Origin of the sequence: Rothia sp. HMSC068E02, from assembly GCF_001813565.1 — a bacterium.
GTDB lineage: Bacteria > Actinomycetota > Actinomycetes > Actinomycetales > Micrococcaceae > Rothia.
Genome location: NZ_KV812882.1, coordinates 1,071,110 through 1,086,269, shown reverse-complemented (window position 1 = coordinate 1,086,269; position 15,160 = coordinate 1,071,110). Strand labels below are relative to the sequence as shown.

Below are 15,160 nucleotides of genomic sequence, written 5' to 3'. Positions count from 1 at the left end.
TCCCTTCCTTTTTGGAAGGGCTTTCATTGAGGCTAGAAGCGACGGTGCCATCAGGATTGATCGCACCGATTTCCCTTCCTTTTCGGTGGGGCTTTCATTGAGGCGACCGCCAGCAGGCACCAGCACCGCGAAATCACGAAATTTCCCTTCCTTTTCGGAGGGACTTTCATTGAGGCACACACCCGCTCGCTTTCACCGCCGACCACCTCGATATTTCCCTTCCTTCTGGGAAGGGCTTTCATTGAGGCCCGATGAGTCAGCCCACCGTCTCACGATGGGTAGAGCATTTCCCTTCCTTTTTGGAAGGGCTTTCATTGAGGCCCAGGGGTAAATCAAAAAACCACACACCGGCGGGAATTTCCCTTCCTTTTTGGAAGGGCTTTCATTAAGGCATTGAGGCGGGCTCATCCCTGCTTGCGCAGGAAACACCTCAACCTTCCCTACGGTTTCGTAGGGACTTTCCCTAACCTATTCCTGCTCCGTTCCTGGACCCGCCACAGTCCAGGAACGGAGCTTTTCCTTTTTGCCGCGCAGGAAGCAACCAGGCTAAAACACCGACCGCAAACCCCGCTCACTAGCTGCCACCCGCCTCCTCCACACATCCAAGCAGAAAACTCAACACGCCGGAATAGCGTCATAAACTCGCTGATAAGCCAAAACACCCCGCCGCAGTGCTAACCTCAAAACCAAGCAGCCAAAGCTGACTGCCTACCATACTCGCTCACACCAAGGAGACACCGATGTCTACCCCTTACAGTGCAGGCGACGAACTTCCTATCTCACTCGTCATGCACACCGTGTACTGTCCCCGCCGCGCATGGATTGAATCCAATGGCGAAAAGACCGACACCTCACAAATGCAAGAAGGGCAGTCCGCCCACAAACGAGTCGACGACCCCAAAACATCCCGCGGCACACAACAGCGCGCAGTCACCATCTCATCAACACGCCTCGGGCTCACCGGACGATGCGACGCCATCGAACCCCAAGAAGACGGTTCTACCCGCATCATCGAATACAAAGCAACCCCCGTACGCCGCAACGCATCCGTCACGCCCGCCCACAGGGTGCAGCTTGCCCTTCAGAAAATCTGCCTCGAAGAAGCCGGCGAAACCGTCAGCGAATGCGCGGTGCACTTCACCAACCACAATAAAACCGTGCCCGTCGACATCTCAGACGAAGACATCCGCACCGCAGAAGAATACGTACACACCACCCGCGCACTCATCGACAACCCGACAGCACCGCAACCCCTCGAAGACTCACCCCGCTGCAGCTGGTGCTCCCACATCTCCGTGTGCCTACCCGACGAATCCCACGGAAAAGAAAACATTACACGCGTCGTCGCCAGCAACCCCGACAGCCAAGTAGCGCACCTCACCACGCAAGGATCAAGAGCGACCGTCCAGCAAGGGCGCCTCATCGTGCAACACCTCGGCGAAACAATCAGCAGCGTACCCCTCGAACGTGTGCACAGCCTCGTGGTCCACGGAAACATTGACGTTTCCTCCGCGCTTCTACGAGAACTCATGTGGCGCAACTGCACCATCATCTGGTGCTCCAGCACCGGCCGAGTCTACGGCTGGTCGCAACCTGGCACCGGACCGAATGGACTGGCCCGCGTGCAACAGCATGTCCTCTCAGCGCAGGGGCACTTGCCCATAGCGGCCGCCATGATTGCCAGCAAAATCGCAAACCAAGCGACCCTGCTGCGCCGCAACGGCCACGCCGCAGATATATGCCGCACCATGCGAGACATCCAGAAGCACACGCCGCAGGCTACCTCAATCCCGGAACTGCTCGGCATCGAAGGTGAAGCCGCCTCGCTCTACTTCGGTAGTTTCACGACCATGCTCAAAGAAGACGTGCTCACCGAACTCGGCTGGACCTGGACTGGGCGGCAGGGGAGAGGTGCCAACGACCCCATCAACATTCTGCTGAACTACGCCTACGGGCTGCTCAGCTCAGAATGCATTCGTGCGATTCTCACCTGTGGGCTCGACCCTCATGCCGGGTTCCTGCACAGCAGCTCTCGCAATAAGCCGGCGCTCGCGCTTGACCTTATGGAAGAGTTCCGTGCAGTCATCGCGGATTCTGTGGTGGTTTCTCTTATTAATAGGAAGCAGGTTAAAGCGGCACATTTCACCGCGGTTGGTGGCAGCTACCGGCTCACACCCGAAGGGCGGAAGACTATCATCGCCGCGTTCGAGAAGCGAATGGCCACGGAGATTACCCACCCCACCTACGGGTATTCGGTGACGTGGCGCCGCGCTGTTGAGGTGCAGGCCCGCATGCTCCTGGGCGTAATTAACGGAACCACTCGCGAGTACACGGGGGTGACCGTACGATAATGCGTGACGACGCCCGACGAACACTTATCGCTTACGACGTGCCCAGCGACCGGCGGCGCGCCAAGCTGGCCAAGCTCATTCTCAGTTATGGGGACCGTATTCAGTACAGCGTCTTTATTGTGGATGCGGCCCCCGCCAAGGTGCGACGCATCAAAGACGAAGTTCAGGAACTCATCGATCCGGACGAAGATTCGGTACTCTTCTGTGACCTGGGGCTGCTGGCCCGGCTTGATGAGCCGACCTTCAGCTACATTGGCCGGGCGCGCGAGGTAACCGAATCGGATGCGCTCATTCTCTAGCCGCGTGCTGCTCATTCGCTAGCGACGTGCGGCAGGGGAGTGAGGGAATGACGAGTTCGATTGCGGACTGGTAGTAGAGGTGGGGATAATGGCCTTTGGAGGCTTTGTCTGTCTCCGTGAGAACCTGGCACGTGACGTAATGTTGGCGTGTCGCTCGCGTGATGTTTTGGCTTGTAAATAGTGTTTAAATGCCTGAATGGCTGCTTGGGTATACTTTTATTTTCCTGCATTCAGGCGGGGACTTTCATTGAGGGCGGGTAGGCATAGCCAGAAGCTCCTGCGCAATCTGCAATTTCCCCGCCTTCGGGTGGGGACTTTCATTGAGGCACCCTGGGAATCCTCAGCCTGGAAGAGCTACATGACATTTCCCCGATTTCGGGCGGGGACTTTTAGTGAGGCGTCGCCGGTTGGTCTGCACAAGATGTGTCGGTGCTGGATTTCCTTTCCTTTTCGGAGGGGCTTTCATTGAGGCTGGCGAACGTTCGTCGTGACTCCCTGGTGTATCGGATTTCCCCGCCTTCGGGTGGGGACTTTCATTGAGGCAATGAAAGCCCCGCTCCAGATGGAGCAGGGAATAACAATTTCCCCGCCTTCGGGTGGGGACTTTCATTGAGGCCGGGTAGGCATAGCCAGAAGCTCCTGCGCAATCTGCAATTTCCCTGCCTTCGGGCGGGGACTTTCATTGAGGCGCTATCCAGGACGTCGATACGATGGTCGAGGTTTACATTTCCCCGCCTTCGGGCGGGGACTTTCATTGAGGCTCAGACGGAGACTGGGCGCGCCGCGTGGGAATCGTTGATTTCCCCGCCTTCGGGTGGGGACTTTCATTGAGGCAGGAGAGTGAGGTCAATGAGGCGGTCCACCTGGCGCAATTTCCCCGTCTTCGGGCGGGGACTTTCATTGAGGCACGGATGAACCGCCTCTCGGGTGGTCATCAAGACTGATTTCCCCGCCTTCGGGTGGGGACTTTCATTGAGGCTCGCCGTGTAGGAACTGTGCCGCTACAGCCGCGATATTTCTCCACCTTCGGATGACGATGCTGCGGTATGCATAGATATTGCGTGATGTACACTTTGGGTACGTAATCCGCGAGACTCTCGCACCACAGCCGTTTTGGTTATGCCATAACATGCTAGTTTTGCTAGCTATTTCCCCGCTTTCAGGTGGGGACTTTCATTGAGGCATGGTGTTCAAGAATGGCTTTACCATCCCTAAGGCCATTACTCCGCCTTCGGGCGGGGAACCTTCATTGCGATTCCGAGCATGAATCGGGAAGTCTCACGCGGGTTACGTAGCCCCGGTTTAGAAACCAGATTGGTTTCTAAACCGGGGCTCTTCTCTTTAAAACATGAATATGGGCTGATGTGGCGCCTACTGCCAACTCCTCATGTCAGATGTCTGGGTCTGAAATGACCAAACTGGATGCGTGTAATCTGTAACAGCGCTATGGTGAGATTATGAGCGAAGGGCAGAACCGATTGCGTCGCAGAGGAGAGGTGGGGATAATGGAGGAACAGATGGCGGTTTATAAAACTCTCTATTCCTCCCTAACTAGATCTCATGCTCCACAACGGGGATGTGAGCTTTCATTGAGGGGCGAATATTTTTTGGGAACCATAACAACCACCTTCTGTTTCTCCTGCGAACATACGTGGGAGCTTTCTCTTAGAACCTGGTTCTTCAGTAGCTGTTGTTATTGAAGAACCAGGTTTTTATACGCGAAAATTTTTTGGGAGTATGAGGGTGTTGTAGATGGGGAATCTTAATGCTATGGTTGAGACATCAACTGGTTTGGAGATTGCTTCAGTAGCTCGCTGGGGTAGCTCTAGCCCCAACCTTGGAGGTGAAGGATATGGTCCGACTACTCACAAGAAGTAAAAAGCCGCCCGCTACGCGAAGCGCAACGGGCGGCTTTTATTCAAAATAGTGAAACCGCATCAAGCGGTGGTTATGCCTGTTGCCGCAGACATAACCTAATCAGTATACCGGCAGTACGGAGGGGCCTCCTAGTCTGCCTGCATACTGACCGCTTGTGTGGCTACGCTATACCTTCTATACCCTGTGCTGTCACCACCCAAAACACGGGATGTGACAGCACAGGGGAAGAAGGAAACGGCACACCGAATCAGTGACGTGACGAAAACACGCGCACCATTCGGGAAAGCAAGGTAGCTTAAAGCTATACAAGTAAACGTGCACGTCCAACGCATCGAAGCAAACGTGCACCCAATATATAAGGAGACAACCATGTCCCAGAACGAATCCCAGCCCACCATTACCCTCGCCGACCTTATCGAGAACGTCAAGCTCGGCGGCGGCTCCGTCATCACCTCCATCACCGAACTCGAACCCGCAGCAGGCCCCCACGCATCCGTGGCACCCGCCAAGTTCGTTGATGACAAGAAGTCCGTCTTTGCCTACGAAACCCGCTACATTGTGGAAGAGATTCAGAACCCGGAAGACTCCGAAGACGCCGAAAAGGTCGTCAAGGGCAAGTCTCAGAAGGTCGTCCTCATCGACAGCAAGCAGTCCGAACTCAACCGCGCAGAAGCCGCCATCGAACAGGGCCGCCAGTACGGTGACGAAGCAGTCGTAAAGATTCCCCGCGCCGTCGTCACCTACCAGACCGAAAACGGCCCCGTCGAATACACCGACATGGAACTCTCCCACCGCGTCTTCGACGGCCACTTCCGCGCCGGCACCATCGACGGCAAGCTCATCACTGAAAACGACGACTACCGTGCACTGCGCAACTGCACCCCCGCAGATATGAGTGCACTGCTCAACACCGCCCCCGCAGCACTTCTCTTCGGTGCATGGGACTCCACCCGCAAGAGTAACCAGGTTCGCCTGCGCAGCGCCCTCGTCGGTGAAATCATCGGCGTTCTCGCAGACCAGGATCCTGGTGCTGAACACCGACAGGCACGCCGTGGCGGTGCCCGCGTCGACGCCGTAGCCGCCAGCGTGAAGCTTGCTCCCAAGGATATGGAATCCTTGGTCAACGACCAGGAAGCGGAACTGAGCCCCAAAAACATTAAGAAGAACCGTGATGCAATCGCGGCTGCTTCCAAGGCAAAGAACAAGGATGCCGCTCACGTATCGGCCTCTGGTATCGGCCTGGGTAGCATCCCGCCCTCGCTCGAAGAAACCGGTGCTGTAGCTTGCCGCCGCATTATTCGCTCTTGGGTTCTGAGCCTCGCCACCCTGCGTCAGCTGCGCTTCGGTCAGGACGAGACCAAGAATGTTGCCGCGCGTGCACTTCTTGCCGCACTCGGCCTCAACGCTATTGCCCGTGCGGAGCGTGAACTCTACATCCGTGCCAACTGTGACCTGATCGAATCTGCCGCACCCGTTGTCACCCTCGACCAGCGTTTCGGCGAGAAGAAGCCCTTCGCACCCCTGACCGTTGAAGACACCGACCAGTTGCTCCTCGAGGCTATCGAGAATGCCAAGAAGGCAGGCGTGGCTGACTGGAATGGCCAGACTTTCAACGTCGACGGCAACTCCATCATCATCAAGAACGCCACTGCGGAGGACGCTGAATAATATGACGAACCTCGGAATTCTCGCGAGGTTCCCGCTCGGCGTATACCAGGGCCACAAGGCGGACGGAAGCCCCGACGCCTTCCCCGACCCTGCCCGCTTGCAGGCCGCGCTCCTCAGCGCGGCCGCGCAGGGACCTCACGCAATTATCGAAAACGGGCAATTGGCCCCCTCGGAAGAATCACTCAAGGCCCTCAAGTGGCTTGAGGAGAACCCCCCGACCGGGTTGCAGCTTCCCGACATGTGCCCCGTGTACCGCTCACGCAACAAGATGAGCCGATTCATGTACCGCGAGGTAGCGCGCTCAGCCAAGGGACGGCAGACCGAGCCTCGTGCAGTATCCGACGGCTGGGCTGTATCCGACACCATCGGCTGGCAGTACGATAAGGTGCCCGTCGACATTGCGGAAACCATCACCCAGCTCTGCGGAGAAGTACCCTCCCTCGGAGAATCCAGCAGTTTTGCCGCCCTCTACACCGGAGACGTGGAACCCACCCACATCATCGACACTAAGTCGGGTCCGTTCGAAGCAGGCGGCATGCCCATCCGCGTGCCCGTATCCGGTCGAATCGACGCGCTCATGCGTGCCCACGCAGAAGCGTACCCCGTCAAGGTGCCCACCAAATCAGCGGACAAGACCAACAAAGAAGACACCTTGCATCCTTCCCCGGTACCCACCGCAGGCCTCGGATCCATTAAGTACCAGCCTGTGGAGGCTGAAACCTCCACCAGCCCCTGGGAATACTTGTGGCTCCTCGAAGTAGATGGTGAAGAGCTGAAGCCCGAACAGTACGTCAAGGCATGCTCCCTGCTGCACAAGGCTCTCGTAGCTGCCGCAGGATTCGGCGCGCCCAGCCTCATCACCGGCAGGTACCCCAAGGGTCACAAGCCGGCCAACAGCCTGGCGCTGCAGTACCTGCCTTCCCGCTACCTGCCCGACTATCTGCGTCGTGAGGTGAAGTCTCAGGGAGTCCTGCTCGTCTTGGTCCCGGCAAGCGCCCCGACTGATGAAGCTGTAGAACTCGGTATCGCGCTCAGGAGCGTAGAAACCCTCTACGCTCAGGACTTCCCCCGACTGACCGTGAAGCTTCGCCAGAAGCGCCTGCCCGCGCAGGGTTTCTGGGATACTCCCAAGACCGGGTACAAGCGCCTGTGGCGTACCCTCAGCGCGGCCGTTCCCGAATCGCGCGTTTTCAACCGCCCGAAGAAGGCTGAGACGAAGGCCTGGACCTTCGCTGACGCCGCTCTGCTTTCCATGGCCTACGTGTGGCGTGACAGCTTCGAAGCGCCCGAGGCTGAAACCTCACGCGAACGAATTCGCAGTTTGAGGGACCAGGTCGCCAAAAAGGCTGAGGCCAAGGTCCTGGAAGCTCACCGTGTAACCCAGAACCCCGCTGCCTACGCCTACAAGCTGCCCCGCACTCTGCCCGCAGAGCCGTGGCGCGGCATCGTAGACCTCGGCAACCTGGCAACGGACACGACCCTCGTAGCCATCGGCCAGTCCCGTCACATGGGCGGCGGCCTGCTGGTTCCGTTCGACGTGCCCACCGAAGAATACGGCCGCCGCAAGAAGGAGGAAGAGCATGACTAGCCCCACTACCGCGCTGCCCTCCATCACTCGTGATGAGTTCGGTGTCTTCTTTGCCGCACTCAACGAAGGGCACGACCCCTTTAGCTGGCAGGAAGAAGTGCTCGACCACATTTGCGAGCACGGCGTATGGCCGGAACGTATTAACGCACCGACCGGCTCCGGTAAGTCCTCCGTGGTTGATATCCACCTCTTTGCGAATGCGCTCGCAGCGGTTGGCGCCGCGCCGCGCGTTCCCCGTCGCCTTTGCGTGACCGTGGGACGTCGTGCGCTGGTCGATAGCCAGGCAACCCGTGCCGACAAGATTCTCGGCGATCTGAAGGATGCGCTCGCTGATGAATCCGGCGAGCCCGGTATTCTGCGTAGGGTTGCTGAAGCTCTCCAGAGCTTCCAGACCCGTAACGATGACCAAAGGAGCGCCCCCTTCGAAGTTGGCCACATCCGTGGCGAACTCTCGAACCGCAACCTGCCGGTCACCGACATTTCGGCCTGCGCAATCATTGCCGCAACCCCGGATATGTACGGTTCGCGAGCGCTCTTCCGCGGCTACGGCAGCACCAAGGCTGCCCGCCCGCGTGAGACCGCCCTGCTGACCATGGACACCGTCATGGTGCTCGACGAGGCACACATGAACCGTCAGCTGCTGCACACGACTCAGCGTATTGCCGAGTTGCAGAAGCGCGAGGTCAACCTGGGTGTTCCCACCCTGCAGGTGGTTGAGACGACCGCTACCCCCTCCACTGGGGATAGCGAATCGACCACCCTGGGTGTTGACATTGAAGCTCTCGATAGCCCGAATGATAAAGAGCTGCACCGCCGTGTCTACTCGCATAAGGAACTGGTGCTCCGCCCCATCGATAAGTGGGATGGTAAGCCCGGTAATGCTGCGACCGTGAAGGCCGCTGTGGACGCTATTAAAGATTTCCTTGCCCACCGTGAGGTGGGTAAAGGTTCGGAAGTAGCCCACACTGTCGGTTGTATTGTCAACCATGTGCGGACGGCTATCTCCATCAAGGAGGAACTCGCTAAGGATCTGGCAGAGGATGAGGTCCAGCTTCTCGTAGGACGCATGCGCCCGTACGACCTGAAAAAGTTGCACCCCGACCTCTTCACTACCGAAGGCGATAAGTCCGTGAAGGTTGTTGTTGCCACCCAGACTCTCGAAGTCGGTATTGACGTTGACTTTGCTGACCTGGTGACTGAGCTGGCTCCGGCTTCTTCCTTGGCGCAGCGCTTCGGACGTGTTAACCGTCTGGGCCACCGCGATGATTCTAAGGTCGTCGTTATTGAGCCTGCGAGCGGTGACTCGGTAAAGAAGGACGCGCCGCCCTACAGAGCAGTCGACCTGAGCAATGCGTATGCATGGCTCGAAGCGCTCAACGGTGCTGAGAACCCGTCGGTGAACCCCGCCGCAATGGTGAAGAACCCGCCGGTGCAGTCCTCCCCGGAGCGTCTGCTCTACCAGCGCCCGGAATGGCCTGATCTGCTGGAATTCTCGCGTACCGACGAGAATCCGTACGATGAGCCGGACCTTGACCTGTGGCTGCATGACTCCCTGGAGGCAGAAACCGCAATGGGCGGTGTTATCGTGCGCGATAACCTGCCGAGCAACACTTCTGCCGCCATGGAGATTCTCAAGACCAGCTACTTCGCACCGCGCGACGAGGAAACCTTCCCCGCGAATCTGAAGATTCTCAAGGAGATTCTGGACTACCAGGATGAGCACGGCGTGAAGCCGCGTAAATTCCTTTACCGTCAGGGTGAAATTTCTCTGTGGCAGGATGCTGACCAGGGTGAAGAGAGCAGCCAGACGTTGGCTCCCGGTGACGTTCTGATTCTTGATATGGGTAGCATTCCGTTCACGAACCAGGGCATTGCCGTGACTCAGCGTGAGCTGCCTTCTAAGAAGGACGAGCTGAAGGCTGTGCCCTTCCTCGATGATGACGAGCTCTGCGTGGCCGAGCTCTACGTGTATGAGAAGTGCGCGGACCGTGAGGAACGCTTCAGGAAATACCTGGGCCTCTCACCCGATGAAGTAGCAGAATTGCTCGATAGCCAAGCTTCGGACGGCCAGAAGGTGATTGCTTCTGAGCTTTCTACCGAGGCTGAGGGCGGTCAGGAAGTTATCGCCTGGTACGCCGTTGTGACCGACGAAGAGTTTGTTGAAGGTTCCGATATCGCTCAGGAACTGGCCCCGGCTGGTCCCGTTCTTCTGGACGACCACCAGAACGATGTTGCTGAGCGTACCCGCCAGCTTGCCGAGAACCTCGGCCTGGCACCGGAATTCTCGGAGGCCCTGGAACTGGCGGCAAAGTACCACGACGAGGGCAAACGCGACCTGCGCTTCCAGCAGATGCTAGGTGCAGATGCGGAGACGGGCGCGCTCGCGAAGAGTGGCCGCCGTTCCGTGGCAGAGGCGTACCGTGCCCGTAGCCGTAGCGCCCTGCCGAGGGGCTGGCGTCACGAGCAGCTGTCCGCGCTTATGGTTGCCGCCTCGCCCGAAAAGGTGGGGGAGCACCGCGACCTGGTGCTGCGCATCATCGGTTGCAGTCACGGTCACGGCCGGTTCTCCTTCGCCCACGACGCAGACTTCCTGCTCAAGGAAGGCTACCTGCCCGAGGGGCTGGACTACGAAGCGCTCAAGGAACAGGCGAACCGACTCTTCAACGTCGGCTACTGGGACAACCTCATGGAGCAGACGAGCCGCACCTACGGCCCGTACGCTACCGCCTACCTTGAGGCCGTCGAACGCGCAGCAGACGCTCAGATTTCACGGGAGGGACACTAATGGCAACGCTGACTATTGCCGGTGACTACACCTCGGCATTGACCCATTTTGCCCTCTACGGGCTGTCCCTGATGGTTGAGCAGAAGCACCCCGGAACCGTCACTGTAGGTTGGTCTCAGGAAGGCCAGCCGCGCGCCCAAATGCATGCTGAAGGCGTGTCAGAAGAAGAAATTGCCGAGTGCGTGCACTCCTACGTTTCTTCCCTGGCCGCTGAAGACAGCTGGGTGAACGTTGACCAGTCCTACGGCGCGGGTAAGGAAACCGCTGTTTTCTCCCCGTTCTCACCGCGTATTCGCGGAATTGACGCGGAGAAGTACCCGGACGACTGGGCTTCTCACCAGAAGACCCGACAGGCTCATCTGGATGCGCTGATGGAACGTGACGACCTGCTGTCCCTGCTCTGGATCTCTGGCCTGGGTGAACCGGCATACTGGCGTTTTGAAGCCAAGGCCCCTCGCCCCGACCACGGTGCATCCCGCTGGGAGATGAAAACTCGCAACAAGGGTCAGGAGTTCGTCAAGGACCGTCTGCGTTTGATGTGCGCGGACCTGGCAACCTGGGAACCTTCCGCGATGCTCAGCGGTATTACCGGGCAAACCCTGCACGACTCGCTGGATAAGAAGCCGGATTCTCGAACCGGAACCGGTTTCACCGTCCCGCAGCCGACCGATACCGCGCTCGCCTTCTGCGCGCTGGTGGGTATTGCGAACTTCCCGGTGATTCACCAGATCCACCGGATTGGTGTAACCCCCGGTGCGTACCCGTACAACGCTTTGCACCCGCGGCTCATGGTTCTTCCGGTATCCTCCGGAAGGGTTACGCCTGCCCGGTTGCGAACCGTGCTGCGCAGCCACCCCTACCGTAGGGTGGTTGACGAGGTCGGTAAGGCGATGGAACGCGGTTCCTTGAGCTCTGACATTTTCGTGTCCGAGCTGGCGGATGAGAAGGCGATTCTTCGTGAGAAGGGCGTTCAGGCGTTTGTTGCTTTCCCCATCGCGAAGGTGGGTAGTGACTCGGCTCCTGAACGTCAGGTTCTGAAGGGTAGCGCGATTCCGCTGGGCTAACCTAGCCGCTTATAGGAGCGGGCAAATATGCCCGCACAATGCAGAGGAGGGGCCCTCCGGTCGTATTGCCGGAGGGCCCCTCCCTCTACTTATTATGAGTGTCTACATATCGCTGGGTGGATATGCGGTAGCTGGTGCGCTAGGGAACTGCCCTTTACGCCACCGCCACGGTACCCTTGGCTGCGGTGCCGCTTCGGGTCCACAGCAGGAGCGCTGCCACGCTGTTGATGATGTAGAAAATGTATTTGCCGACGTTCGCGAAGTTGCCCTGAGTCAGCGCCTTGATGCACTGCACGGTGTTGTACGCGAACCAGAACTGCCACTGCATCGTCAGCTTCAGTGCGTTCAGAATGTTCGCTGACAGGGACAGGCCAAACACTGCGGTCGTGATCCAGAACAGGAACGAGGTCTTGCCATCGTAACCGACATTGTTCGCAATCAGATAGTAACCGACATAGTTCGCAATCAGGGAGAACGCGAACGAACCGACCACAATGCCGCTAATAATCAGCTGGCCCTTCTTGCCGGTCGGCGGTTCCATCGCCTTGCCGCGTTCGGAGTTCTGCCACCTACGAATCGCGAAGGTGTACACGATGAACGTGACCGGGTAGGTGATGATTGCTGCCTTGTTGCCCAGAATGTAATCAATCGCGCCAGACAGTGCCGTGTTAATAATGCCGAGCACGTTGCCGATGTTTGAGAGGCGGCCGGTCAGGCGGGTAGACATCATTGAAATACCCACGTTAATCACGGAAATTACGCCGAGGGGAATGAAGTTCGTGATTGGGCCCCAGTCGACGTATTTAGCGAGGCTGGTGCCCAGGTATCCTGAGGCGATTGCGATGGCGATAACCAGTGCCACGCCGAAGATGTCGGCGTACTTGGACTTGGCGAAGAAGAGGAGGGCCTTCTCGATTGAGAATTCCTTGGCCTCCATGGGTAACTCCTTTGTTGAGAATATAGGAACAGTGATAGGGTACCAATAACTATAACTCTTTGAAAAGGGGTTGAATTGGCGTGTCACACATAAAACTTCAGAAACCCACATATTCCACATCTCGGAACACCGCGGCATTGGGTAATTCAAAATCACCCCATCAAAAACCCATACCAACTTCCGGCAAACTTTGCCAGATAACGCCCCTACTTCGTTGAACACCGAAAATGGGCGTAAAATCACCGCCGTTTCGTCTTCGCTTTAAAGGGGACCTTAAGGTACGCTAGATGACTGGGTCAGGGAACCGTGCCGGTCTCACTCACCGCGCATCCGCCCGACAGACACCCGCACCCCGGTATGCTACGTCTCACTCACGCACACAGGGGAGGGAACCCAACGTATCGGCCTCACTCACCGTTTACGCCGCTGTCCGCGCATCCTGCCACCCGTAACTCACTCAACTCAAACAAGAACTGAATAGGACAATCATGCCCTTGCTTACCCATCGACTCTCACGACGATTCTTCGTAAAGGGTGCTTCCGCTGCCGCCGCTGCAGGCGCACTGACCCTGCAGGCACAGGCCGCTCAGGCTGACGAAGCTCCCGCAAACCTTGCCCCGGCAACCGAGGAAACTAAAGGCCCGCGCCTCGTTATTCAGCGTGCCACCATCACTGAAACCGGTATGACCGTCAACTACACTGCACACGGTCTGCGCGAATTCCTCACCGAAGGCACCACCCTGACCGTACGCCACGGCTACGTTCGTAACGACTCTTTCGAAACTCTGCGCTCCTGGCCGCTCACCCCCGAATTTGACGGTGACGCTGACAGCTTCAGCGGTAGCGACCAGTTCCCCATCGAGCTGATGCAGGGTGAGGGTGTCGAGCACGCCCTGCAGCTGGATATTTGCTCCGACCCGTGGGGTCAGGAGGTTACCCACCAGATTGCTGCGCGCATTCCCGTGGCTGAGACTAAGATCCTGAAGACCTCTTTCGAGGACGTTCCGGATAGCCACCCGTTCGCTGAGGATATCCGCATGGCGAACCAGAAGAAGTGGCTGATGCCGAACCCGCAGTCTGGCGCGTTTGAGCCGGACCGCCCTGTGACCCGTGAGGAGCTTATTGCTCTGCTGAACCACGCTGCCGGTCACGCTGGCGTGAGCGAAAACTCTGAGGTTGCACCCTTCGCGGATGCGGCAGGCCGCCCGACCGCGAACGCCCTGCACTGGGCTCGTGACCGCAAGATTACTGAGCCGCTCACCGGCGGCGACAAGATTGACCCGACCGCACCGGTTTCTCACGAGGAGCTGGCGGCTGTGCTGTTCCAGTACAACGCGGAGGTTCAGCTGACTGAAATGAACGAGGCTGCTGGTTCTCGTTTCCGCGACGTGCTCGGTGCCGGTACTCTGCACCGTTACGTTGCGTGGGCTGGCGCGAACGATATCGTGCTGGATTCTTCGGGTGTGTTCAACCCGACCGCGCCGACTACTCGCGCGGAGCTGGCTCGTTTCATTCGCCGCTACAAGCTGCAGAACCTGCTGTTCACTGACTTCTCGTATGTCTCCTAATTTTTAGTCACCTCGGCACCGTCTGTTGGGGTGTGTGGAACCCCCGTCTTCTGGCTTTTGCTGGAGGCGGGGGTTTTGCCATGTCCCGTATTGCCGCTTCTCGGGGAGTTTTAGTGACAGGCTGTGCCTGGCATATGAAATTTTGCGTTATATATGCCTAAAATCTTGCAAAATCCTGTGCGCTAAGTAAGTATTACCTAGAAGGTAAGTTAAAGGTTGCCTTACTTAATACTGTGTGAAGACTAGTTTCCTTCCTCGTGGGCCCATGAAACCCACACCAAAGAGCAGGAAAAACGCGGCGCCTCACCACCCATCGGTGGGGGAGAGATGCACCTTCACACACCACCCACGAAAAAGGACATACATATGAACCTCGCTTCAAGCAAGGCATTCAAGGGCCTCGCCGTTGGATCGCTGGCACTGGCAATTTCCGGCGTTGCCACCATCCCCGCATCGTTCGCGGCAGAATCCACCCCGGTAGCAAGCCAGAGCACTGACGCTCGCACCATCACCGATAAGGCGATGGCTAAGATTACTCAGGGCCTGCCCGGTCAGTTCCAGGTCGCATACTCCAAGAAGACCAACAAGATTTGGGTTGCGGGCACCGCTGACCGCGACAAGCACGTTTCTACTATCGCTCGTATTGACGCGAACTCCCTGAAGATTGAGGCAGTCGCCGAGCTGCCCATCGTCAAGAACGACAAGGGCTACCAGTACGACGCAGCTTACGGCATCACCGTTGACGATGTAGACGGTACCGTCTGGGTTACCAACACCACCGACAACTCCGTGTCCGTGTACGATCAGGCAACGATGCAGCAGGTCTGGACCACCGCGGGTATCGCAGAGACCGACCCGAACTGGATTGAGCACCCCCGCTCCGTTCTGGTTGACCACGAGTCCGGCAAGGCGTTCGTGACCGGCCGCTTCTTCGTATCCGCTATCGACCTGAAGACCAAGCAGGTTGAGAAGATCCAGCTCGAAGGCACACCCGACGGCGGCACCCGCTACATCAGCATGAA

Annotated in this window: 10 protein-coding genes; 8 read left to right on the top strand and 2 right to left on the bottom strand. The window is 58.0% G+C overall.

Going from position 1 to position 15,160, the window contains the following annotated elements; all coding sequences use genetic code 11:
- On the bottom strand, positions 1-180 hold a 180-nt coding region (locus HMPREF2919_RS09225; protein WP_210398964.1), incomplete at its 3' end, for a hypothetical protein.
- A gap of 560 nt (positions 181-740) precedes the next feature.
- Between HMPREF2919_RS09225 and HMPREF2919_RS05870 the strand changes: the two genes are divergently transcribed.
- From HMPREF2919_RS05870 to HMPREF2919_RS05845, 6 genes are all read left to right on the top strand, one after another.
- Positions 741-2,351, top strand: a complete 1,611-nt coding sequence (locus HMPREF2919_RS05870) for a CRISPR-associated endonuclease Cas4/Cas1 (protein ID WP_049341437.1) — start codon at positions 741-743, stop codon at positions 2,349-2,351.
- The gene (gene cas2 / locus HMPREF2919_RS05865; RefSeq protein ID WP_044141701.1) at positions 2,351-2,650 is read left to right on the top strand and encodes a CRISPR-associated endonuclease Cas2; all 300 of its coding nucleotides are present in this window, start codon (positions 2,351-2,353) and stop codon (positions 2,648-2,650) included. The genes HMPREF2919_RS05870 and cas2 overlap by 1 nt, the downstream gene beginning before the upstream one ends.
- Before the next feature lie 2,247 nt (positions 2,651-4,897).
- Positions 4,898-6,196 (top strand): type I-G CRISPR-associated RAMP protein Csb1/Cas7g, encoded by a 1,299-nt coding sequence (gene cas7u / locus HMPREF2919_RS05860; RefSeq protein ID WP_070593586.1) that lies wholly within the window; start codon positions 4,898-4,900, stop codon positions 6,194-6,196.
- Between the two features lies 1 nt (position 6,197).
- The gene (gene csb2, locus HMPREF2919_RS05855) at positions 6,198-7,784 is read left to right on the top strand and encodes a type I-G CRISPR-associated protein Csb2 (protein WP_070593588.1); all 1,587 of its coding nucleotides are present in this window, start codon (positions 6,198-6,200) and stop codon (positions 7,782-7,784) included.
- Positions 7,777-10,569 carry a type I-G CRISPR-associated helicase/endonuclease Cas3g gene (gene cas3u, locus HMPREF2919_RS05850; RefSeq protein ID WP_070666759.1) on the top strand — a complete coding sequence of 931 codons (2,793 nt, stop codon included), beginning with the start codon at positions 7,777-7,779 and terminating at the stop codon, positions 10,567-10,569. Before csb2 ends, cas3u begins: the two co-directional genes overlap by 8 nt.
- Positions 10,569-11,633, top strand: a complete 1,065-nt coding sequence (locus tag HMPREF2919_RS05845; protein ID WP_070604701.1) for an aldehyde dehydrogenase — start codon at positions 10,569-10,571, stop codon at positions 11,631-11,633. The genes cas3u and HMPREF2919_RS05845 overlap by 1 nt, the downstream gene beginning before the upstream one ends.
- Before the next feature lie 154 nt (positions 11,634-11,787).
- Here the strand turns inward: HMPREF2919_RS05845 and HMPREF2919_RS05840 are convergent, their stop codons facing one another.
- Entirely contained in the window at positions 11,788-12,570 is a 783-nt protein-coding gene (locus HMPREF2919_RS05840) for a nicotinamide mononucleotide transporter (RefSeq protein WP_083303625.1), read from the bottom strand.
- 488 nt (positions 12,571-13,058) lie between these two features.
- Here HMPREF2919_RS05840 and HMPREF2919_RS05835 point away from each other — a divergent pair, with 488 nt between their 5' ends.
- Together HMPREF2919_RS05835 and HMPREF2919_RS05830 are read left to right on the top strand one after the other, a co-directional pair.
- Complete coding sequence (locus HMPREF2919_RS05835) at positions 13,059-14,138, top strand: S-layer homology domain-containing protein (RefSeq protein WP_070666755.1); 1,080 nt, start codon at positions 13,059-13,061, stop codon at positions 14,136-14,138.
- A 366-nt stretch (positions 14,139-14,504) separates the two neighbouring features.
- On the top strand, positions 14,505-15,160 hold a 656-nt coding region (locus HMPREF2919_RS05830; RefSeq protein ID WP_371326258.1), incomplete at its 3' end, for a YncE family protein.